Annotated in this window: 19 protein-coding genes; 17 read left to right on the top strand and 2 right to left on the bottom strand. The window is 38.5% G+C overall.

Translation table 11 applies throughout. From position 1 onward, the window contains the following. Nucleotides 1-117: 117 nt before the first annotated feature. On the top strand, nucleotides 118-921 hold the full coding sequence (locus NC797_RS04200; protein ID WP_272435458.1) for a patatin-like phospholipase family protein: 804 nt from the start codon (nucleotides 118-120) through the stop codon (nucleotides 919-921). Continuing rightward, complete coding sequence (locus NC797_RS04195; RefSeq protein WP_272435456.1) at nucleotides 902-1,933, top strand: SepM family pheromone-processing serine protease; 1,032 nt, start codon at nucleotides 902-904, stop codon at nucleotides 1,931-1,933. The genes NC797_RS04200 and NC797_RS04195 overlap by 20 nt, the downstream gene beginning before the upstream one ends. Before the next feature lie 129 nt (nucleotides 1,934-2,062). On the opposite strand, the gene NC797_RS04190 is transcribed toward NC797_RS04195, so the two are convergent. Further along, a complete protein-coding gene (locus NC797_RS04190) occupies nucleotides 2,063-3,274 on the bottom strand; it encodes a nucleotidyltransferase (RefSeq protein WP_272435455.1) in 1,212 nt (403 codons plus the stop codon). Nucleotides 3,275-3,440: 166 nt separating this feature from the next. Here NC797_RS04190 and NC797_RS04185 point away from each other — a divergent pair, with 166 nt between their 5' ends. From NC797_RS04185 to NC797_RS04170, 4 genes are all read left to right on the top strand, one after another. Then, nucleotides 3,441-3,971 (top strand): YceD family protein, encoded by a 531-nt coding sequence (locus NC797_RS04185; protein WP_272435452.1) that lies wholly within the window; start codon nucleotides 3,441-3,443, stop codon nucleotides 3,969-3,971. A gap of 92 nt (nucleotides 3,972-4,063) precedes the next feature. Then, nucleotides 4,064-4,237 (top strand): 50S ribosomal protein L32, encoded by a 174-nt coding sequence (gene rpmF, locus NC797_RS04180; RefSeq protein ID WP_272435451.1) that lies wholly within the window; start codon nucleotides 4,064-4,066, stop codon nucleotides 4,235-4,237. A 112-nt stretch (nucleotides 4,238-4,349) separates the two neighbouring features. After that, the gene (locus NC797_RS04175) at nucleotides 4,350-5,177 is read left to right on the top strand and encodes an enoyl-CoA hydratase/isomerase family protein (RefSeq protein WP_272435449.1); all 828 of its coding nucleotides are present in this window, start codon (nucleotides 4,350-4,352) and stop codon (nucleotides 5,175-5,177) included. Between the two features lie 67 nt (nucleotides 5,178-5,244). Further along, on the top strand, nucleotides 5,245-5,751 hold the full coding sequence (locus NC797_RS04170) for an RsfA family transcriptional regulator (RefSeq protein ID WP_272435448.1): 507 nt from the start codon (nucleotides 5,245-5,247) through the stop codon (nucleotides 5,749-5,751). 119 nt (nucleotides 5,752-5,870) lie between these two features. Here the strand turns inward: NC797_RS04170 and NC797_RS04165 are convergent, their stop codons facing one another. Continuing rightward, nucleotides 5,871-6,359 carry an N-acetyltransferase gene (locus NC797_RS04165; RefSeq protein ID WP_272435447.1) on the bottom strand — a complete coding sequence of 163 codons (489 nt, stop codon included), beginning with the start codon at nucleotides 6,357-6,359 and terminating at the stop codon, nucleotides 5,871-5,873. 150 nt (nucleotides 6,360-6,509) lie between these two features. On the opposite strand from NC797_RS04165, the gene NC797_RS04160 reads away from it, so the two are divergent. The 11 genes from NC797_RS04160 (at nucleotide 6,510) to murD (ending at nucleotide 21,231) form a co-directional block, all read left to right on the top strand. Next, nucleotides 6,510-7,391 carry a 2-dehydropantoate 2-reductase gene (locus tag NC797_RS04160; RefSeq protein ID WP_272435446.1) on the top strand — a complete coding sequence of 294 codons (882 nt, stop codon included), beginning with the start codon at nucleotides 6,510-6,512 and terminating at the stop codon, nucleotides 7,389-7,391. A 279-nt stretch (nucleotides 7,392-7,670) separates the two neighbouring features. After that, complete coding sequence (gene bshC, locus NC797_RS04155) at nucleotides 7,671-9,296, top strand: bacillithiol biosynthesis cysteine-adding enzyme BshC (RefSeq protein ID WP_272435445.1); 1,626 nt, start codon at nucleotides 7,671-7,673, stop codon at nucleotides 9,294-9,296. A gap of 211 nt (nucleotides 9,297-9,507) precedes the next feature. Further along, nucleotides 9,508-9,939 carry a division/cell wall cluster transcriptional repressor MraZ gene (mraZ, locus tag NC797_RS04150; protein ID WP_272435444.1) on the top strand — a complete coding sequence of 144 codons (432 nt, stop codon included), beginning with the start codon at nucleotides 9,508-9,510 and terminating at the stop codon, nucleotides 9,937-9,939. Nucleotides 9,940-10,000: 61 nt separating this feature from the next. Further along, entirely contained in the window at nucleotides 10,001-10,981 is a 981-nt protein-coding gene (gene rsmH, locus NC797_RS04145) for a 16S rRNA (cytosine(1402)-N(4))-methyltransferase RsmH (RefSeq protein ID WP_272435443.1), read from the top strand. Continuing rightward, a complete protein-coding gene (gene ftsL, locus NC797_RS04140; protein ID WP_272435442.1) occupies nucleotides 10,978-11,355 on the top strand; it encodes a cell division protein FtsL in 378 nt (125 codons plus the stop codon). Before rsmH ends, ftsL begins: the two co-directional genes overlap by 4 nt. Nucleotides 11,356-11,373: 18 nt before the next feature. Beyond that, complete coding sequence (locus NC797_RS04135; RefSeq protein WP_272435441.1) at nucleotides 11,374-13,584, top strand: penicillin-binding protein; 2,211 nt, start codon at nucleotides 11,374-11,376, stop codon at nucleotides 13,582-13,584. A 101-nt stretch (nucleotides 13,585-13,685) separates the two neighbouring features. Next, complete coding sequence (locus NC797_RS04130) at nucleotides 13,686-15,629, top strand: stage V sporulation protein D (RefSeq protein WP_272435440.1); 1,944 nt, start codon at nucleotides 13,686-13,688, stop codon at nucleotides 15,627-15,629. A 178-nt stretch (nucleotides 15,630-15,807) separates the two neighbouring features. Beyond that, nucleotides 15,808-17,286, top strand: coding sequence for a UDP-N-acetylmuramoyl-L-alanyl-D-glutamate--2,6-diaminopimelate ligase (locus NC797_RS04125; protein ID WP_272435439.1), 1,479 nt, complete (start codon nucleotides 15,808-15,810; stop codon nucleotides 17,284-17,286). Next, a complete protein-coding gene (locus tag NC797_RS04120; RefSeq protein WP_334313183.1) occupies nucleotides 17,287-18,660 on the top strand; it encodes a UDP-N-acetylmuramoyl-tripeptide--D-alanyl-D-alanine ligase in 1,374 nt (457 codons plus the stop codon). 265 nt (nucleotides 18,661-18,925) lie between these two features. Further along, nucleotides 18,926-19,882: a phospho-N-acetylmuramoyl-pentapeptide-transferase gene (gene mraY, locus NC797_RS04115; protein ID WP_417168683.1), complete on the top strand. Its 957-nt coding sequence runs from the start codon at nucleotides 18,926-18,928 to the stop codon at nucleotides 19,880-19,882. After that, entirely contained in the window at nucleotides 19,882-21,231 is a 1,350-nt protein-coding gene (murD, locus tag NC797_RS04110; protein WP_272435437.1) for a UDP-N-acetylmuramoyl-L-alanine--D-glutamate ligase, read from the top strand. The genes mraY and murD overlap by 1 nt, the downstream gene beginning before the upstream one ends. Nucleotides 21,232-21,561: the final 330 nt, after the last annotated feature.

The following is a 21,561-nucleotide window of genomic DNA, read 5'->3' as shown; positions in this document are numbered from 1 at the left end:
TGTGAATAGCTTGTAATACGTTGTACAGTACAAGCAGTTCTTTTATCAATATACGCTCATAGAACCTCCAATTATGCCATATGATATGTAAAACGTTTGTCTAAGGAGAGAGAATTGTTGTCAAATCCAACGATAGGATTAGCTTTAGGATCAGGGGGAGCAAGGGGCTTTTCCCATTTAGGAGTATTAAAGGTTTTAACTGAAAATAAAATTCCAGTCCATCTTATAGCTGGAAGTAGTATGGGTGCGCTTGTAGGTGCATTATATGCTTCAGGACAGGAAATGAAAGATTTGTATCGAATGGCACTTGCATTTAAGCGGAAATACTTCCTTGATTTTACAGTACCGAAAATGGGTTTCATTCAGGGTGACAGAATTAAAGATTATATTCGCCTGTTTACATATCAAAAAAAGATAGAGGAGTGTAAAATACCGGTTGGAATCGTAACTACCAATCTGTATACAGGTCATAAAAAAGTATTTTATGAAGGGGATATCGCACAAGCTATCCGAGCAAGCATTTCTATTCCAGGCATTTTTGTTCCAGAAGAAATTAACGGGGAATTGTATGTCGATGGTGGCGTAATTGATCGAGTACCCGTTTCTATTGCAAGAGAAATGGGGGCAGATATCGTAATTGCGGTTGATTGTGCTCATTTTACACCTACAACTGAGATTCACTCGATCTACGATGTGATGTTACAGAGTATCGATATTATGCAAGATGAACTAGTAAAGCATGGTGAAATGGATACAAACATTATGCTAAAGCCTGATGTTACCGAGTATAGTACTCGTGCATTTACAAACACAAAGCAAATTATTGAAAAAGGAGAAGAAGAAGCCACGACTAAATTAGGTGACATTATCACCTGTATTGAAGCATGGAAGGAGAATAAAAATGACTCAAATTCGAAATAAACGATATTTTATTGTTGCACTAATTGTTGTTGTTCTTACAGTATTTCTCGTAGTTTATCGCCTTCCTTATTATGTCTATAAGCCTGGTGGTGCAGATCCTCTCAATCCTGTAATAAAAGTAGATGGTGGATTTGAAAGCAAAGGGGATATGCATTTAGTAACGGTACGAGGCGGACAAGCAAACGTTGTTCAATATGTTTTGGCAAAGATTTTACCCTATCAAGAAATCTATCCAATTGACCAAATAATGCCAGAAGGAATTACGCAAGACGAATATTTTAATGCTCAGCTTCAATTAATGGAAAACTCTCAGGAAGCAGCAACGGTTGTAGCGTATAAGGCAGCAAATAAAGATATTGAAATAGATTATAAGGGAGTTTATGTTGTTGCTGTTATTGAGGGAATGCCTGCTGATGGAAAACTCCAAGCAGGGGATAATATTACTCAAGTTAATGGTCAGCCAGTTGAGCAAACAGATGACTTAATTGGGTTTGTGGAAACCAAAAAAGCAGGAGATACTGTTGATATAACGGTGAAAAGAGATGGTAAGGAACTAAAAGAAAGCATTACACTAGAAAAATTCCCGGATTTAGATGACAAAGTGGGGGTTGGTATTCAACTTGTTACAGATCGGAGTGTAGAAGTAAGTCCTGATATCACTTTTTCTAGTGGAAATATCGGTGGTCCGAGTGCTGGCCTCATGTTCTCACTGGAAATATACGATCAGTTAACAGAAAATGACTTAACAAAAGGATACCAAATTGCAGGTACAGGTGAGATTTCGTACGATGGAAAAGTATTACCTATTGGTGGAGTAGACAAAAAAGTGATTGCAGCTAATGAGGAAGGCTGTTCTATTTTCTTTGCCCCTAATGAAAATGGCGCATCAGGTTCAGATTATGAAGTTGCTGTAAAGACAGCAAAGGAAATTGATTCGAACATGAAAATTGTGCCTGTTGACACATTTGAAGACGCGCTGAACTATTTAGAAAAATTAAAGCCAAAAAAGTAAAATAGGAAACATGTAGAATACCTATGGGTCCGTTTGTCACTTAAAGCAACGGACCCATCAAGTATTTAGCATCATCGAGATTGTTCAAAAAGTCACCAAATGATAAGCGACGACATTCTGAACACGCACTTAAATTCGAATAGGAGGCTGTAACTCCTGGTGCTTTAAGTCTTGTCTTACTAGTGGTGGTAGAACACTATAGTATGCATCAGAAACACGTTCCTCAAGGTCTAAGAAGGGATGGATTCCATGTTGAATTCGAGTTAACATTGGTACATCTATTTTTTTCTTTTGTTCATTTAAATAAGACTGACCAGTTTTCGACATCCCTAGTAACCGAATATAAGGAATTCTTGATTCATTTATGTATGGTTTTAGTGTAACTTTTTTCGTATTGGTTAAAATATGAGTGAAAAGTCGTTGAAGTCGTGTCCATGTGTAGCGTTTAGTTTTTACTGATTGCATCCAATCGTTAAAGCTTGTTGCTTTTTCTGCAGTTTGTTTGATGCGATTTTCTAACCCTTCTTCCATACCGTTTATCTGATGAAGCTCTTCTGTTGTCATTGTTAGAACTCGGTATTGCAGAAACGGAAAGTATCGTTCCCAATTGTGCCAGAACCCAGTCTTTTTTTTATAGGACTGTAGTTCTCGCTGTGCATCTAAAGGCAGAGAATTGGCGGCTTTATCTGTTATCGAATGGTGTGTAAAAAGTTCGCTTCGTATACTTGTCGCACTAGCTATTCGGTGCGTGATCTCTGGATCGTGGTATCCGCTTTTTGATCGTTTAATCGTTAATGGTTCCATATTTGCTTGGTAATCGAAAATGTTTTTTACATAACTAAACCCTAAAATATTGTTTGGTTTTGTCAAATCTATGTTACCCTGGTCAAGGCCAATAGACTGGTATGCTCGTTTGCTGGATTCAGGGAAAGACAGTCCTGTAACAAGTTGTTTTTTGAGTTCTTGTTTAAAGTGTGCCTGTTTTCCTTGATAAAGTTCGTAGGCATGAATGAAATCAGCTATATCCCCATGTTCACTACCAAAGCAAATCGCTGATGCACCTAATTGTTTTAATGTTAAAATGGCACCTTTTGCAAAAAGATCGCTGTTTTGAACACTGTAGGCAAATGGCAGTTCAACAACAAGGTCAATACCTGCCTGCAGCGCAATAGTAGTTCGGTGGAATTTATCTATGATGGCTGGTTCACCACGTTGTAAAAAATTACCGCTCATAACAGCGATCATGCATTTTTTACCAGAATGCTGTTTGGATTGAGAGAAATGAAGTTGATGTCCATAATGGAAAGGATTATACTCGACAATAAGACCGCATGCTTCCATGTTTCAACAGCTCCTATGTATGATTAGTATTAGTTTACCAAATAGTATAAAAATGTGCATCATTGTTGGTACATGTGAATAACCGCACTGCGCACTGTAAAGAAAAAATGTTGACAAAATGCCTAATTCCTTTTAAAATAACCTTTGTTGCCATGGGGTGATTCAAATGAAATTTCCGATTCAAAAGTTTAAAATAAATGGATCTAGTCCTTATTATTTTGAAGAATTTGTTAATGTGTCGGAATTAGAAGAAATGAATAATGATATTAGAAAAATGAAGCCCGTTCATGTGAAAGGGCAAGGCACAATGCAAGGTAACGAAATTACGTTAGATTTTACCATTGACGGAGAAATGGTTTTACCTTGTGCGCGTACACTTGCAGACGTTCCGTATCCTTTCCATATAAAAACGAAGGAGATTTTCTCCACTTCTCCGTACTATAAGGAAGGGGACGAATCAGAAATTCATCCGATTGATGGAGAAATCCTTGACTTAACACCATATATCAAGGAAAATGTTTTATTGGAAGTTCCTTTTCGTGTGTTTTCAAAAGATGAAAAAGTCCTCGAAAATGCAATAACAAAAGGAGAAGGCTGGGAATTAACAGTTACAGATAAAGTGGAAAAGAAAGTGGATCCACGTCTGCAAAAATTACAGTCATTACTTGATGATGACGATATAGGGGAAAATCGTTAAAAGACAGAGTGATGGTTAAACCACCATTCAAACTTTTGAAAAAACATCCTCTTTAAGAGATTGTCGTTTTGGATATAAAGGAGGTGTAAGACATGGCAGTACCTAAAAGAAAAACGTCTAAAAAAGTAAAAAATCAACGCCGTACGCATAAGAAATTACACGTACCTGGTATGGTAGAATGTTCAAATTGTGGTGAGTACACAAAACCCCACCATGTTTGTAAATCTTGTGGACAATATGATGGAAAACAAGTGGTTGAACAGTAAATGCTATCGAGTAGCTATATAATTACGAATGAGCGATAAATATCCTCATTGCTCATGCTAGAAAAAGGACGTCTGATTACATCAGACGTCCTTTTCGATTTTGGTGGTGCGTATGGTAAACTATATAAGTATAAAAGCGAAAGTGAAACGGAGTGTTAAGCGAATGGCATACGAAACAATCGAATATGAACATGATCGCAACGGTTTTATTATTTTAACACTTAATCGACCAGAAAAGCGTAATGCAGTATCGTCAAAAATGGCAAGTGAATTAGCGGATGCAGTCACTAAAGCAGAAAATGAACAGGACATCAAATGTTTGGTGATCACCGCAAAAGGTGACAAAACATTTTGTGCCGGTGGTGATCTAACAGAACTTCATGGGGACTTGTCAGCAGATCAAGCATTCCATGTTCTATATCAAATGAAGCAAGTGTTGTATCAAATCGCCTCTTTTCCTGTTCCCACAATCTGTTTATTAAATGGTGAAGCAAGAGGTGGTGGTTGTGAGCTTGCGACAGCTTGCGATTTTCGCTTTGCAGTAGAAAATCAGTCCTTTGGGTTTGTTCAAGGACAGCTTGGCATAACACCGGGATGGGGCGGTGGTGTGTTGTTGTATGAACGAATCACACCTATCCGTGCCTATCAATGGTTGATGGAATCAGAAATGTATAATAGTAAAATAGTACAGGAATGGGGCTGGATTAATAAGTTAGTAAGTAGAGAAGAATTAAACGATTATAACCGTATACTATCCCCTTTTCTATCAAAACCTGTTGAATTAGTTCGATTGCTTAAACAACAATATAGTAAAAAGCTCTCTATGCTATCTCTATCCGCGCTAATGGACGAAGAAGTAAGAAATTGTGCTAGGTTATGGGAATCACCATCCCATAAAGACGCAGTAAATGCTTTTTTAGATCGAAAAGCAAAAAAATAGAAAGAATGATTCTATCACCCCTATTTCTCGCATACATTGATAGCAAACGGATACGAGGAGGGAAGAAATGAATCATACAAGACAAGATGCGTGGACAGAAGATGAAGATATATTACTTGCAGAAACAGTATTGCGTCATATTCGCGAAGGTAAAACCCAATTAGAAGCTTTTAAGGAAGTGGCAAAGAAACTATCTAGAACTTCTGCTGCATGCGGATTTCGTTGGAATGCTACCATTAGGAAACAATACCAAAAGGCTGTTCAGCTAGCAAAGCAGGAAAGAAAACAAGGAGAAAAGCAATTATTAGAAGATACTACTCATGCTCCTAAAGAAACACATACTGAACATAATCCTCTTGAAACGGCTATTTCTTTGCTTGAGCAAATGAAAATAGATAGTTCTTCTAGCAAGCCAATGAATTCTAATGAAGATCAATTACAGGATTTAAAAAAAGAAATACAGGAATTGAAAGAACAGTTAAATAGGTATCATGCAGCATGGAAAGAAATGGGGCAGCTGTGGGATTGGGTTGAATCCTCTCATAAAGATGACAGCAAACAGGAGGCAAACTAGTGTATCGTTGGTTTAATCGTTTAGGTCATTTGTTTATGTATAAATATTCCCTTGCTTAATAGACAAGGGAATATTTTGGTTAGACACTATAGGCGCGTGTTCAATTCGAACAACCTCTATCATTTTTCAGTAATAATATTTTTTTCGCTAATTCCTTCTGGTGCCCAAATCATCGGGTTTTGACCAAAGTCTCTTTCCATTTCGTATTTTGCTTTTTGAAAGCCCATCTTCTCCCAAAAACCGTGAGAATTAATACGAGGGTTTGTTTTGATCGGTAGGTTATAGCTTTTTGCGAAATCAACTAGGGCCTTACCATAATTGTTTCCTCTGTAATCAGGCAATACTTCCAGTTTCCATAACTCCAAATAATCTTGTGGAGGTTCAAAGTATTTGTCATACTTTGCCTTCACTTTATATAGGCTCATTCTTGCGGCTAGAGCGTTTCCATAATAAATTCCAAAAAACGGAGATTCACTGTCGTTTTCCACAATGTTACTTTGCAAGTCTTCTAACATCGACAACTCTTGATTACCATATTCCTTGAACTTTTTAAACTTTTCAAGTGTTTTATAATTAACTAACAACCGTTCAACTTTTATGTTTTCCATTTTAAAGCCCCTTCCTGTTCTCTCTCTCAATCTTATTATAATATAAAAATAGTAAGAATGAAATGAACTTGTCATCCGTCTTCAAAATGTTCATGAATGAACGGTTGAAGGAAGTGTTTTTTCTAGATAAATGGAATGGAGGAATATAGATTGAACATTGGAATTGTAGGAGCTGGCTCAGTTGGATTACTTGTTGGTTCCTGGTTAGCTATGGAACATCATCAGGTCACCTTTTATGTGCGTCGTGATGAACAAAAAAATGCCATCAATCAAAATGGGATAACGCTCCTTCCATCAAACAATGTGATTCCCGTAAAAGCTCGACTATTATCGGAAGTGGCGGAAGAAGCGTTATACTTTATATGTGTTAAGCAATATGATATAAATGAAGTTCTGTCAGCAATGGATGTAACAAAGATAAAGGGTTCCCTTGTATTTTTACAGAATGGAATGAGCCATGTTGACTATATAAAATCGAGATCATTGCGTCAACCAATTGTTTTAGGAATTGTAGAACACGGATCATTCAAAAAGGACGATTTAACGGTAGAGCATACAGGTGCAGGAGCTATCCGTTTAGCTCATTTCACTGGTAAAAACGGCTTCATCGATGAACTTATACAAAGCCTTCATATAGATGCATTTCCATTTGTTAAAGCTGACGACTGGTATACGATGCTTGCAGAAAAGTTGGTTGTCAATGCCGTGATTAATCCAATCACGGCTTTATTCCAAGTGAAAAATGGGATGATAGTGGACAATCCCTATCTACATGATGTAGCACGTACTTTGTGCGAGGAAGCGACAAAGGCACTTGGTCTGTCCGGGCAGCGGCAGTGGGAACGTGTCAAATCGATTATATTGAATACAAGTGAGAATGAATCGTCGATGTTAAAGGATGTAAAAGAAAGAAGAAAAACGGAGATTGACGGAATATCTGGATATTTACTTAGGTTGAACCAAGAACTTCCAACTACTTCTTTTGTTTTTCAAAGTATTAAAGCGATCGAGTGGGGTTGGAAGGAAGGTTGAAGTGTGTGTTTGTTAAGATGATAAACAGAACAAGTGAATTCCTGCTTCGTTTTAGGTAAAATACATGGAAAAGGTAGTATAAATAGAATACATACTTATTTATACACGGATGAGTATTCAATAAAAGTGCGTGTTCAAAAAGTCGACAAATTAGAAGCCCAGCTAACGTCTGACACGTCCTGTGTCAAAACGCCGGATCAGCCCGTCGTGGGCAAGCAGGTGCGTCGCTTATCATTTGGTGACTTTTTGAACATCCTCTAAAAGGAGTCAATGAAATCGATGCAAATCGAACAAATAAAGTTAGAAAAAGAGAATCCAACTTTAACAGCATATCGAAATCATAACAAAGTAATGATGGATCAATTTGATTATTCCCCTTTCCAGGATGAAACCGATTGGTTAAGGTTAAAAGATCTAATGGAAAAAGACTTTAATCGAAACCAACTAGTTGATGTTCTGATTGACATGAACAAAAAATGGAATGCTCCTACGAAGACCTTTGAACAATTACAGCGCCTAACAGATTCAAACAGTGTTGTTGTAATAGGTGGTCAGCAGGCGGGTTTGTTGACGGGCCCTACATATACGATCAACAAAATTATTTCGATTGTTACGCTGGCAAAGCAAAAACAGGAAAAATTAGGAGTTCCAGTTGTTCCCGTTTTTTGGATTGCGGGTGAAGATCATGACTTCGAGGAGATTAATCATATTTTTACGGAAGACGTACACGGGATGAAAAAAGAAAGAATTGGTCATCGAGTTACAGAAAAAATGTCTGCATCACATTTGATTATGGACAAAAGTTATGCGAACAAGTGGGTTGCAAACATATTTAATCAACTTGGCGAAACAGAATACACATACGACCTGTATATGTCGATCCAACAGATCATTCAGGATGCAGAAACGTACGTCGATTTTTTTGCTCGCTTGGTTCACCAGTTGTTTCACGAGGAAGGTGTCGTGCTAATCGACTCGGGAGATCATTCTATTCGAAAGCTAGAGCGGGATCATTTTAAAACAATCATTGAAAATCAAGAAGTAATGAGTAAAGGTGTATACCAGGCATTACAGGCACAAAGCCAAAATGGATTCGGCATTCCACTTGATATTGAGGAGACAGATGCCCACCTTTTTTATCATAAAGATGGGGAAAGAATTTTATTAAAACGGACAGAAAAAGGGGAATGGGAGGGAAAACAAAAAGAGTGTACATTCACCACGGAGGAATTGTTACATATAGCGTCAGAAAAGCCCGAACTGTTAAGTAATAATGTCGTAACTAGACCATTAATGCAAGAGCTTCTTTTTCCCACCATTGCTTTTGTTGCTGGCCCAGGGGAAATTAGTTATTGGTCGGTATTAAAGCCTGCATTTGCATGTATCGGTTTAAAGATGCCGCCAGTTGTTCCAAGGATTTCACTTACGTTTATGAGTCGAGGAGTTTCAAAGCAGTTAGAAAACTTGTCGATTCAACCAGAAAGCGCAATTAACAATGGGGTTCTTGCAAAAAAAATGAGTTGGCTAAGTGCACAAACTTCACCACCAATTCAAACGATGATAGAACAATTCAAACAAATACTATGCGACAGTCACCAGCCATTACGTGAAGTTGCAAAGGACATTCGGCCCGATTTAGGCGAGCTGGCAGAAAAGAACATTTCCTATCTCATGCGTGACATTGACTATTTAGAAAAACGCTTGATGGATGCAGTGCAGGAAAGGGTGAAAGATCAGCTTGTTAAATTTGATACCATCGAAACGATGCTGCACCCTAGGAATGGGTTACAGGAAAGAACGTGGAATATATTGGCCTTTATCAACGAATATGGCCCTTCCTTTATACAAGAATTAACCAAACGAACCTATAATGAAGAAGCAAAACATTTTATTGTTTATCTGTGATCAATCGCACCTCCACATCCCTCCACTTTTATTAAAAAATACGAACTATTATCAAAAACACCTGTCTAGTAAAGGATCAGACAGGTGTTTTTTGCGCACTACAATGACTGCTATGCGTTAATACTCGACCTTAGACCTAAATTTTAAAAAATAGGTGGTGGATTGTGGGGGAATGTGGTAACATGAAAACAGAAAGTGGGGGGCGGACTCAATGTTCATGGGAGAATTCCAACATACGATCGATACAAAAGGCCGAATAATAGTACCTGCCAAGTTTCGCGACGGACTTGGAGATACATTTGTTTTGACCCGTGGTCTTGATCAATGCTTATTCGCCTATCCCATGAACGAATGGCACATACTCGAAGAAAAATTAAAAAAGCTCCCATTAACAAAAAAAGATGCCCGCGCATTTACCCGTTTCTTTTTTTCAGGTGCGGTCGAATGCGAAGTAGATAAACAGGGAAGAATAAATATTCCAGCACCACTTAGGAAATATGCAGTTTTAGACAAAGATTGTGTTGTGATTGGTGTCTCAAATCGGATTGAGTTCTGGGCAAGCAGTGAATGGGAAACATATTTTGAACAATCTGAGGAGTCTTTCTCTGAGATTGCGGAGAATATGCTGGACTTTGATATCTAGTTCTGGATGAAATATGGGTTAAACACGCAATATTCAATATCAATGTAAAGCAGGTGAAAAGGTGTTTGAACATTATAGCGTGTTACGTGAAGAGGCAATCGAAGGTTTACAGATTAAGCCAAATGGAACATACATAGATTGTACGTTAGGGGCAGGTGGTCATGCCGAGGCAATTGTCCGCCAGCTTGGATCAGAAGGTACGTTAATTGCTTTTGATCAAGACAATCATGCATTAGAGGCAGCAAAAAAAAGATTAGAGTCCTATCAGGATACCATCTATTATGTTCATCAAAATTTTCGTGAGCTTAAAAAGGAAATACACGACTTAAACATAACAGACGTAGATGGAATTCTGTTTGATTTAGGGGTATCTTCTCCACAGTTAGACCAAAAGGAAAGAGGCTTTAGCTATCAGTATGATGCCCCATTAGATATGAGGATGAATCAATCACAAGAAATTTCTGCATTTCAGATTGTCAATGAATGGCCGTATGAAAAACTAGTAAAACTTTTTTTTCGATACGGAGAAGAAAAGTTTTCCAAGCAAATAACAAGAAAAATAGAAGAAAAGCGCAAAGAAGCTCCTATCAAAACAACATTTGAGCTTGTTGAGTTGATAAAGGAGGGAATTCCAGCTCCTGCAAGAAGAAAGGGTGGACATCCAGCAAAAAGGATATTCCAAGCTATTCGAATTGGTGTGAATGATGAATTAAACGCTTTTTATGATGCCCTTCATCAAGCGGCTGAGATCGTAGGAATTGGTGGTCGTATTTCCGTTATAACGTTCCATTCCCTAGAAGATCGGTTGTGTAAGCAGGCATTTAAAAAGTGGAGTACAGTACCACCACTTCCTAAAAATATACCAGTCATCCCAGAGGAACATCAAGCTCCGTTTCAATTAATAACGAAAAAGCCAATCGTACCAAGTGAAGATGAATTAGAAAAGAATCGCCGCTCCCGTTCCGCTAAATTAAGAATTATAGAAAAAACGAAGCCATGGACGAGCGATTATCAATACGAAGAAGGGTGGAGTAAGATATGAGTGCAAATACTGCGAGAAGCTGGCAACAGCAGCCACGTCCGAGTTACTATCCTGAACCAGAGCGTCAAGCTAAGGTTAAAGTTAATAAAAAACGTTGGATAACGCCAGGTGAAAAAGCTCTTTATGCACTATTTGGTGGTATAATACTCGTTGTACTCATTTTTGTAGTTTCTTTTGCATCTTCTGCCGATGCATTAAATAGAGATGTACAGAATTTACAGGAGTCCGTCAATAAGCAAAGAGTGCAGAACGAATCATTAGAATATAAAGTGAAGGAATTGAGTAATCCAGATCGAATTATTAAAATTGCTAAAGAAAATGGATTAAAGATTCAAAATGCAAAAGTAAAACAAGCGAATAAAATTTCCAATTAGCAAGGGTGGAGATCGGGCATGAAAAAAAATAACACAACCCATTTCATGTCATCCGTATTAATGATCGGCTTTGTTGCAATCTTTTTAATTATTTCTGGACGTTTTTTATTTATTCAAGGTACAGGCAAAGTACAAGGGGTTTCATTAAATAAGTGGGCGGACGAACAACGGACGACCTCATATACACTGGAGGCTAAACGGGGACAAATTCTTGACCGTAACGGCATGACCCTAGCGTATGATCGGGCTACGTACCGTCTTTTTGCTATTGTAGATGAATCGTATACGACGAATCCAGATTCCCCGATGCATGTGAAGGATCCATCCAGTACCGCAGAAGCACTAGCACCGATATTAGATATGGACACCAATGAAATAGAAAATCGAATACAAAAAGGAATCGACCAAGGGCAATTCCAGGTCGAATTTGGTAAGAGTGGAAGAGAGCTATCCCAGAGTACAAAGGAAGAAATTGATAAACTTAATTTACCTGGAATTCAGTTCAAAAAAGAATCTATTCGTGGTTATCCTAATGGTACATTTGCTTCTAGGGTTATCGGACTTGCACAAAAGGAAAATGGAAACATATCTGGTGTTACTGGGATCGAAAAGCAAATGAACGAGGTGTTAACTGGGAAGCAAGGAAATATTTCTTACCAACGGGATTTGTTTAATGTGAAATTATTAAATCCGAAAGAAATCGTGAAGGAACCAGAGAATGGTGATGACATCTATTTAACGATCGACCAAAAGATCCAAACGTTACTTGAGAATTCCATGTCCCAGGTACAAGAGCAATACGAACCTTCACGAATGACCGCGATTGTAATGAATCCAAAAACAGGCGAAGTCTTAGCAATGAGCAACAGACCTAGCTACAACCCGAACAACATGGGTGAGGTGGAAAATTGGTACAACGATGCCATTTCAACTCCATTTGAACCAGGCTCGACGATGAAAATATTTACATTAGCATCTGCGATAGAAGAGGGGGTATGGGATCCAAATAAAATGTATAAGTCAGGCTCTTATACAAATGAACAAATGAATGGTGTTACGATCAACGATTGGCAACAAGATTGGGGGACAATATCATTCAAAGAAGGCATTCAAAGATCTTCTAATGTGGCAGCAGCTAAATTAGCTTGGGAAGAGCTTGGCACAGAAACCTTTCTCGATTATTTAAAGGCATTTCGTTTTGACCAACCGACTGGAATCGATTTGCCTGGTGAAGTTTCCGGAAAGATTCTATATAATTATCCAGTTGAAAAAGTAACAACAGCCTTTGGACAAGGTTCAACCGTTACCCCAATCCAACAAATGATGGCGGCATCAGCAATAGCAAATAAAGGGAAAATGATGCGCCCCTACGTTGTATCAAAAGTAATCGACTCTCAATCAGGGGATGTTTTACAGGAAAACAATTCGGAGGTTGTTGGCGCCCCGATTTCACCTGAAACAGCTGGACGAGTCATCGACGTGTTAGAAACAGTAATAACCTCTGATGTTGGTACTGGACAGTCCTATAAGTTAACAGATTACACGGTTGCAGGAAAAACAGGAACCGCTGAAATACCGGATTCAAAAACAAGAAACTACATGACAGGAAAAGAAAATTATATTTTTTCATTTTTAGGAATGGCTCCAAAGGAAGACCCTGAGTTGATCATGTACGTTTCCGTTAAGCAACCAAAATTGGATCCAACCGAATCTGGTTCAGCGCCTGTGTCATTCATCTTTAAAAATGTAATGGAAAACGGTTTACATTACTTGAATATTGAACCTGACCAGGATAATCAAGAAGAAATCAATGCCGCTGAAATCACGGATGTTGTTGGGCTTCCCGTCCGTGATGCTCAGAAAAAAATAATTGATCTTGGTGGGAACCCTGTTGTGATTGGAAACGGCGGTACAATTAAAAGAATTAGCCCAAAAGTCGGCTCTACTATATTACCTGGTGAACGTGTACTACTCGTATCGGATAAACCGAAAATGCCTGATATAACTGGTTGGTCCGTTAGAGATGTGTTACGCCTTGGTAGCCTGTTTCAGCTAAATATAGAAACCAAGGGAAATGGGTATGGAGTACAACAGAGCATAAAAAGTGGGGCGTCTTTGGAAGATGAAAGTAATTTGGCCGTAGAGTTCTCCCCACCCGCTTTTCCATCAGAATTAAAGGATGGCGAAAAACAAGACATAAATCAAAATGATCGCACACCAGAAAACTAACTAGTTTGAACCTATCGCGTTCGTACAAGCAGTGTTCTAATCGTTTTCTTATTTTCATATAGTGGATACAAGCATACCTTTCTAAAGTAAGGAGATGTACGATGAAACGACGAGTATCCAACGTAACCATGAGAAAACGATTAGTCACTGTTTTTCTATTGGCAATTTTAATGTTTGCCATTATGGATGTACGGCTAGGCTATGTACAATTTGTAATAGGCGATATGCTGGTAGACCAAGCAAAGGAATCAAGGAGTCGTGATATCATATTTGAGCCAGAACGAGGGAGAATAATGGATAAAAATGGTGAGATTCTAGTGGGAAACGTTTCTGCCCCCTCTGTTATGGTTGTGCCTAAACAAATTAAAAATCCACAAAAAGTGGCAGAGCAATTAGCTAAAATATTAGACATGCCTGTTGATAAAGCTTATAAGCATGTTACGAAAAAAGCTAATATTGAAGAAATCCGCCCTGAGGGAATAAAGATTTCAGAAGAACAAGCAGATGCAATTAGTAATTTGAATTTGGACGGGGTCTATATAGCGGAGGATTCAAAGCGTTATTACCCAAATGGTACATTTTTATCACAAGTATTAGGGTTTACTGGGATAGATAACCAAGGGTTAATGGGATTAGAGCTTTATTATGATGAGATGTTAAGCGGGGAAGAAGGGAGTCTTTCCTTTTTCTCAGATGCAAAAGAACAGCGAATGCCAAAGATTGCCGATGTCTATACACCTCCAAAAGATGGAAATGATTTAAAATTAACGATTGATTCAAAAGTGCAGACAATAATAGAAAGAGAATTAGACATAGCTGTTTCTAAATATAACCCTGATGGAGCATTAGCGATTGCAGTAGACCCAGATACTGGTGGTGTGGTAGGCATGTCGACGAGACCTTCTTTCAATCCAGCAAATTATCAAGAAGTAGATTCAGATGTTTATAGCCGGAATTTGCCGATTTGGAGTACCTATGAACCAGGTTCGACGTTTAAAATTATTACCCTTGCAGCTGCATTAGAGGAAAAAGCGGTAGATTTAAACGAGGATACATATAATGATGATGGATCCATTAAGGTAGAGGGTGCTACACTTCATTGCTGGAAGAGTGGTGGGCATGGACTTCAAACGTATTTAGAGGTTGTTCAAAATTCGTGTAACCCAGGTTTTGTCGCATTAGGAGAGAAGCTAGGAAAAGAGAAGTTGTTCTCTTACATCGAAAATTTCGGTTTTGGGAAGAAAACTGGAATTGATTTGCAAGGTGAGGGTAAAGGAATACTATTTAAACCAGAAAATATCGGACCAGTTGAGCTTGCGACAACTGCATTTGGCCAAGGTGTATCTGTCACACCGATCCAACAAGTAATGGCTGTATCAGCAGCTGTTAATGGTGGTTATTTATATGAGCCATTTATCGCCAAAGAATTTATTAATCCAAGAACAGGTGAAATCACGAAAAAAGTACAGCCTGAACTAAAACGAAGAGTGATTTCTGAAAGTACTTCTAAAGAAATACGAAATGCTTTAGAAAGTGTTGTTGCAAAAGGAACAGGACGTGGAGCGTATGTCGAAGGTTACCGTGTAGGTGGAAAAACAGGTACTGCACAAAAGGTAGGGAAAGATGGTAGCTACATGAAAAATAACTATATTCTTTCCTTTATCGGATTTGCTCCTGCAGATGATCCAGAATTAGTTGTATACGTTGCAATCGATAATCCGAAAGAAACGGTTCAGTTTGGTGGGGTAGTAGTAGCACCGATTGTTGGGAATATTATGGATGACAGCTTACGTGCACTTGGGGTTGAAAAGCGAACAGATGGTTTGCAAAAAGAGTATAAGTGGACAGAACAGCCACTCGTGGAAGTGCCCGATTTAATCGGGAAGGAAAAATCAGATTTAGTAAATTATCAAGTGAATCTTTCTGTTGAAACAAGTGGTTCAGGGGAATATATTATTGACCAATCTCCAGATCCGGGGGTAAAAATTGGTCAAGGAAAGAAGGTACGTATTTATTTATCCGAAAGTAAGCCGAAACAAAATTAATTTCATTCTTAATCGAGATGTAAGGTAACTTCTGTTATAATATACATGGTCTTTTCCTTTTTGAGTGCGGACTTTAAAAATGTTCTAGGCAAAGATCAAATCCAATCTACGTACCCTCATGTCGGAATAGATATATGGTAGCATACAGGGTTCATGTAAAGTTAGGGTGTGTTAACTAGTGAAGCTAATCGACCTTATTCATGCCTTGCATTGGTATGAAGCAACTTCCTCCATTGATGAAATAGAGATCACTGGGATAGAAATGGATTCAAGAGCAGTACAACCAGGACATCTATTTATGTGCATAGAAGGTTACACGGTTGATGGGCATGACTTTGCGAAACAGGCTGAAGCTAACGGAGCAGTTGCAATTATTGCAGAAAGAGAACTAAACGTTTCCGTTCCAGTAATTCTAGTGTCGGATACTACAAGAGCTTTAGCCATTCTTGCTGATGCCTTCTATAAAAGTCCAACAAAGAATTTGTCTTTGATTGGCATAACCGGTACGAATGGTAAAACAACGGTTTCTTACTTGCTAGAAGCGATTTTTCGCGAACAACAGGTGAAAACAGGGATGATTGGTACCATTCAAATGAAAATAGGGGAAAACGTTTTTTCTGTAAAAAACACAACCCCTGATGCATTATTTTTGCAAAAAAGTTTTTACCAAATGGTTGAAGAAGATGTGAAGACGACTATTATGGAGGTTTCATCCCATGCACTCGATTTAGGTCGAGTATATGGCTGCGACTTTGATATTAGTATCTTTACCAATTTATCACAAGATCATTTAGATTATCATAAGAATATGGATGACTACCTTAGAGCGAAGAGCCTTCTGTTTTCCATGCTAGGCAACACTTATAATCGAGACAAACCAAAGTTTGCTATTTTAAATGCAGATGATTCCAGTAGTAAGGTTTTAATAAAAAGTACTGCGCAGCATGTTGTAACATATGGAATCCATCATAAAGCAGACGTAATTGCAAAAGACATCCAACTTGATGCAAAAGGATCGAGATTTACACTTGTCACTCCTAAAGGAAACATTGAAATTGTGAGCAAACTAATGGGTGAATTTAGTGTGTATAATATGCTCGCTTCTGCTGCAGCTGCACTATGTGATCATGTCCCATTACAATCGATCAAATCAGCTTTTGAAAAAACAACTGGTGTGAGAGGCAGGTTCGAGCCAGTAGATGTAGGGCAACCCTTTGGTGTAGTTGTTGATTACGCTCATACTCCTGATTCGCTTGAAAACGTGTTAAAGACCGTTCAGTCAATCGCAAAAGGAAATGTTTCAGTAGTTATTGGTTGTGGTGGAGATCGGGATCGAACGAAACGCCCTAAAATGGCGCAAGTTGCCATGCGATATGCTGATCAGGCTATATTTACCTCAGATAATCCGCGTACAGAGGATCCTATCCGTATTCTACAGGATATGACGGCAGATTTAACCAGTGACACATATAAGGTGATTCCCGATCGAAAACAGGCAATCTATGATAGCCTTAAAAATGCAAAAAAGAACGACATTGTACTAATTGCAGGTAAGGGTCATGAAACCTATCAAATTATTGGTGATGAAACGATTGAATTTGACGATCGGAAGGTAACTGTTCAAGCAATTTTGGAAATACTAAATAAGGAGAAATAAATGATGCTATTTTCAACAAGAGAAATAGAAGAACTTTTTCCAGAACATCAAGGTGCTGTGCACGATTCGATCTCCATTTCGGAGGTCGTTACAGATAGCCGGAAACAGTCGAGAAAATCATTGTTTGTTCCACTTATTGGAGAGTCATTTGACGGGCACTCATTTATTAAACAAGCATTTAACAATGGTGCAGTGGCTTGTTTATGGCAGAAAGATAAAGATATTCCTGCTTTTCTTCCTACAGATTTTCCTGTGTTCCTTGTAGACGATCCACTTGTAGCTCTACAGCGCCTTTCCTATTGGTATCGTAAAAAGGTGAATCCGATCGTAATTGGAATTACTGGTTCCAATGGAAAGACAACAACGAAAGATCTTGTTGCAGGTGTTCTAGAGTCACAGTATAAAGTCCATAAAACGCAAGGGAATTTGAATAACCATATTGGACTGCCTTTAACGATCTTGTCTATGGATGGAACTACAGAAATACTGGTTTTAGAAATGGGAATGAGCCATTTTGGTGAAATTGAACAATTGTCCTTGATTGCTGAGCCTGATTATGGTGTGATTACAAATATAGGAGAATCACACATTGAATATTTAGGTTCTAGAGAAGGGATTGCACAAGCAAAGTCAGAGATTCTTGCAGGAATGAGCAAAAATGGCTTCCTTCTCTTAGACGGAGACGAAGCACTATTGAAGCCACTTCATCGTAAAGAAAAAGTCATTAGTTGTGGTTTTTCATCGTCAAATACCATTGTTGTGCACGACGTTTTCATGACCACTGAAGCTACGACATTTTCGATAAACGGTGAAGAACGGTACGAATTGAAATTACTAGGGAAACATCATGCAAAAAATGCTACATACGCCATAACGCTTGGTAATTTACTCAATGTTCCACTCGATAAGATTAAACAGGCTTTAAGAACATTATCGTTGTCTGGAATGCGATTTGAAATCGTGCAAGGAATAAATGGATCAACGATTATTAATGATGCCTATAATGCTTCGCCAACCTCTATGAAGGCATCCATTGAGGTTGTTGCAAATATGCATTCCTTTAAAAATAAGATTGTTATATTAGGGGATATGTATGAGCTAGGGAAAGAGTCCAAGCAATTCCATCGAGAAGTGGCGAACGTAATTACAAACGAGATAGATGTTGTATTTACATTAGGAAATGACGCAAAAGAAATTACAGAGGAACTACATAGTCGCAAGCTACCGACTCTTGCAAAACACTTTTATAAGAAGGATGACCTACTTCAAGAATTAAAGGGTCATCTAACCGAAGACACGATTGTATTACTCAAAGCTTCACGAGGGGTTAAACTAGAAACGCTATTAGAGGATGTTCAAAAATGCACCAAATGATAAGCTGCGCATCTCTTCGTTGGCTTGTTTTTCCGGTGCTCATGTAGGTTATGTCTACATTGTGCTCCTCAAAACTACGCCGCCTCGACCTGCTTGCTTCTAATTCGGCAACTTTTTGAACGCTCGCTATTAGAAAACATATCCTTGTAAAGAATATACATGAAGTCACAGCTGACCTTTTTGAACACACATTTGTAGATGTTTAAGGACGGTAACTGTAGTAAGGGAGGGAATGTAATTGAATGAATACGTCTTAATAGTGACAATGGCAATTGCCTTTTTAATAACCGTCCTCGTTTCTCCTTTGTTAATCCCGGTATTAACACGACTAAAGTTTGGACAGAGTATACGTGAGGAAGGGCCACAATCCCATCAAAAGAAAACGGGCACCCCTACAATGGGTGGGGTTATGATCGTGATTAGCATTACAATTACCACGCTTGTCATGACAAGTAAATTTAATCCTAACCCGCTAAATTTTGAAGTGTTTTTGCTATTATTTGTTTTATTAGGTTTTGGGTTATTAGGATTTCTTGATGACTTTATAAAGGTGGTATTGAAGCGGAATTTGGGGCTAACATCCAAACAAAAGCTTCTTGGCCAAGTGGTGATTTCCATTATTTTTTACTTTATTTTACGACAGCAAGGTTTCCCTACATATATACAGGTTCCTGGCACGAATATACAATGGGAACTGGGCTTTGGCTATGCTGTTTTAATCATGATCATGCTTGTAGGGACATCTAATGCCGTTAATTTAACAGACGGATTGGATGGACTTTTGGCTGGTACAGCAGCAATCGCCTTTGGTGCATTTGGCATTTTAGCTTGGTATGGTTTCCCACAGTTTGAAATCACCATTTTTTCGCTAGCGGTTGTAGGTTCATTGTTAGGTTTCTTAGTATTTAATGCGCACCCGGCAAGAGTGTTTATGGGGGATACAGGTTCTTTAGCTTTGGGAGGAGCGATCGCAACGATCGCCATCCTTACAAAAATGGAAATTCTATTAGTTATAATTGGTGGCGTATTCGTCCTTGAGACGCTTTCTGTTATCATACAGGTCATATCATTTAAAACAACTGGAAAGCGCGTTTTCAAAATGAGTCCACTACACCATCACTATGAGCTGATGGGTTGGTCAGAATGGAGAGTTGTCACAACTTTTTGGATGGTTGGATTTATTTTCGCTGCTTTGGGTATTTATATTGAGGTGTGGTTATAATGAAAAAAATTGTGGACTTACCGTATGAGAAAATTTTAGTATTGGGATTAGCGAAGAGCGGGACTGCCGCTGCTAAGCTTTTAAAACAAAGTGGTAAAAAGGTACGAGTAAATGATTTAAAGGCTAAGCCTACTGATTTAGCTGTACGACAATTAGAAGAGATGGGTGTAGAAGTGGTTACAGGTGGACACCCTATCTCTGTTTTGGACGATGTTGATTTATTAGTTAAAAACCCAGGCATACCTTATGACAATGTAATCGTCGCAGAAGCAGAACAAAGAGAGCTACCTATTATAACGGAAATCGAATTGGCTTCACGCCTTGTTGATGGCCATTTGATCGGAATAACTGGCTCAAACGGGAAAACGACTACTACTACGTTAATTTATGAAATGTTGAAAAATAGTAATCAACAGGCTAAAATTGCTGGAAATATCGGAAACGTAGCAACGGAGGTAGCACAATCACTTGAACAAAATGAAAGTATGGTCATAGAGCTTTCCTCCTTTCAATTGTTAGGTGTTGAAACGTTTAGACCTGATATCGCCGTACTTCTAAATTTATTTGAAAGTCATCTTGATTATCATCAGTCGTTTGAAAACTACAAACGTGCAAAAAGCAATATTTTTAAAAATCAAACGGAACACGACTTTATTGTATACAATGCGGATGACGAACAAGTAGTGGATACTGTTCAGGAAGCACCTTCCATCAAAGTTCCTTTTTCTATTACAAAGAGATGTATAGATGGAGCTTGGTGTAACAACACATCGATTTACTTTAAAGAGGAAGAAATCATTTTACTTTCCGATATCGTACTCGTCGGAAAACATAATTTAGAGAATATTTTAGCGGCAGTCTGTGCAGCTAAATTAAACGGTGTGACAACAGCAGCCATTCAAGATGTACTTAAGACGTTTACAGGTGTCAAACATCGCTTACAGTTTGTAGATAATCGAAATGGAAGATTATTTTATAATGATTCAAAGGCAACCAACATTTTAGCAACCTCCAAGGCATTAGCAGCTTTTGAACATCCGATCATATTGCTCGCTGGAGGATTAGATCGAGGGAATTCATTTGATGATTTAATCCCACATTTAGAAAAAGTAAAAGCCATGGTGGTTTTTGGAGAGACAGCTCAAAAATTAGCTAAAACTGCACACCAGGCAGGAATAGATACAGTGAAATTCGTCGATAATGTAAAACATGCCGTACAAAAAGCGTATGAGCTCTCTAGTGAACAGGACATCATACTTCTTTCACCAGCATGTGCAAGCTGGGATCAATATGCAACGTTTGAAGAAAGAGGAGACATGTTTACGGAAGCTGTGCATACATTAGAATAGGGGCTTGTTTTACATGTTGCATCGAGTTCTTCCTCTTTTTTTATAGTGAGAAGGCTCTCTTCTCTATTAGAGGATGTTCAAAAAGTCACCAAATGATAAGCTACGCATCTCGGGCCCACACGATGTGGGTCATGCAGGCGTTGCCACAGGACGTGGCGGTCTTAGCCTGTATTCCTTAAATGGCTCGTTCTTCCGGTCCTCATGTAGGGAAAGCCTACACTGCGGTTCTCAGAAGCATCGCCGCCTCGACCTGCTTGCTTCTAATTTGCCGACTTTTTGAACACGCACTATTATGGCCAAGCCCCACGTTCTGATGTTTTTTGGAGATGG

This window comes from Terrihalobacillus insolitus, assembly GCF_028416575.1.
In the GTDB taxonomy this organism is placed as follows: domain Bacteria; phylum Bacillota; class Bacilli; order Bacillales; family Amphibacillaceae; genus Terrihalobacillus; species Terrihalobacillus insolitus.
The sequence above is the reverse complement of the archived record's forward strand: the minus strand, read 5'-3'. Positions and strand labels throughout refer to the sequence as shown.

What these genes read in the sequence shown, in the direction of transcription:
- NC797_RS04195 (WP_272435456.1), top strand. Translation starts at nt 902, where the DNA reads ATGACTCAAATTCGAAATAAACGATATTTTATTGTTGCACTAATTGTT.
- NC797_RS04190 (WP_272435455.1), bottom strand. Translation starts at nt 3,274, where the DNA reads ATGGAAGCATGCGGTCTTATTGTCGAGTATAATCCTTTCCATTATGGA.
- NC797_RS04185 (WP_272435452.1), top strand. Translation starts at nt 3,441, where the DNA reads ATGAAATTTCCGATTCAAAAGTTTAAAATAAATGGATCTAGTCCTTAT.
- rpmF (WP_272435451.1), top strand. Translation starts at nt 4,064, where the DNA reads ATGGCAGTACCTAAAAGAAAAACGTCTAAAAAAGTAAAAAATCAACGC.
- NC797_RS04175 (WP_272435449.1), top strand. Translation starts at nt 4,350, where the DNA reads ATGGTAAACTATATAAGTATAAAAGCGAAAGTGAAACGGAGTGTTAAG.
- NC797_RS04170 (WP_272435448.1), top strand. Translation starts at nt 5,245, where the DNA reads ATGAATCATACAAGACAAGATGCGTGGACAGAAGATGAAGATATATTA.
- NC797_RS04165 (WP_272435447.1), bottom strand. Translation starts at nt 6,359, where the DNA reads ATGGAAAACATAAAAGTTGAACGGTTGTTAGTTAATTATAAAACACTT.
- bshC (WP_272435445.1), top strand. Translation starts at nt 7,671, where the DNA reads ATGCAAATCGAACAAATAAAGTTAGAAAAAGAGAATCCAACTTTAACA.
- mraZ (WP_272435444.1), top strand. Translation starts at nt 9,508, where the DNA reads ATGTTCATGGGAGAATTCCAACATACGATCGATACAAAAGGCCGAATA.
- ftsL (WP_272435442.1), top strand. Translation starts at nt 10,978, where the DNA reads ATGAGTGCAAATACTGCGAGAAGCTGGCAACAGCAGCCACGTCCGAGT.
- NC797_RS04135 (WP_272435441.1), top strand. Translation starts at nt 11,374, where the DNA reads ATGAAAAAAAATAACACAACCCATTTCATGTCATCCGTATTAATGATC.
- NC797_RS04130 (WP_272435440.1), top strand. Translation starts at nt 13,686, where the DNA reads ATGAAACGACGAGTATCCAACGTAACCATGAGAAAACGATTAGTCACT.
- NC797_RS04120 (WP_334313183.1), top strand. Translation starts at nt 17,287, where the DNA reads ATGATGCTATTTTCAACAAGAGAAATAGAAGAACTTTTTCCAGAACAT.
- mraY (WP_417168683.1), top strand. Translation starts at nt 18,926, where the DNA reads ATGGCAATTGCCTTTTTAATAACCGTCCTCGTTTCTCCTTTGTTAATC.
- murD (WP_272435437.1), top strand. Translation starts at nt 19,882, where the DNA reads ATGAAAAAAATTGTGGACTTACCGTATGAGAAAATTTTAGTATTGGGA.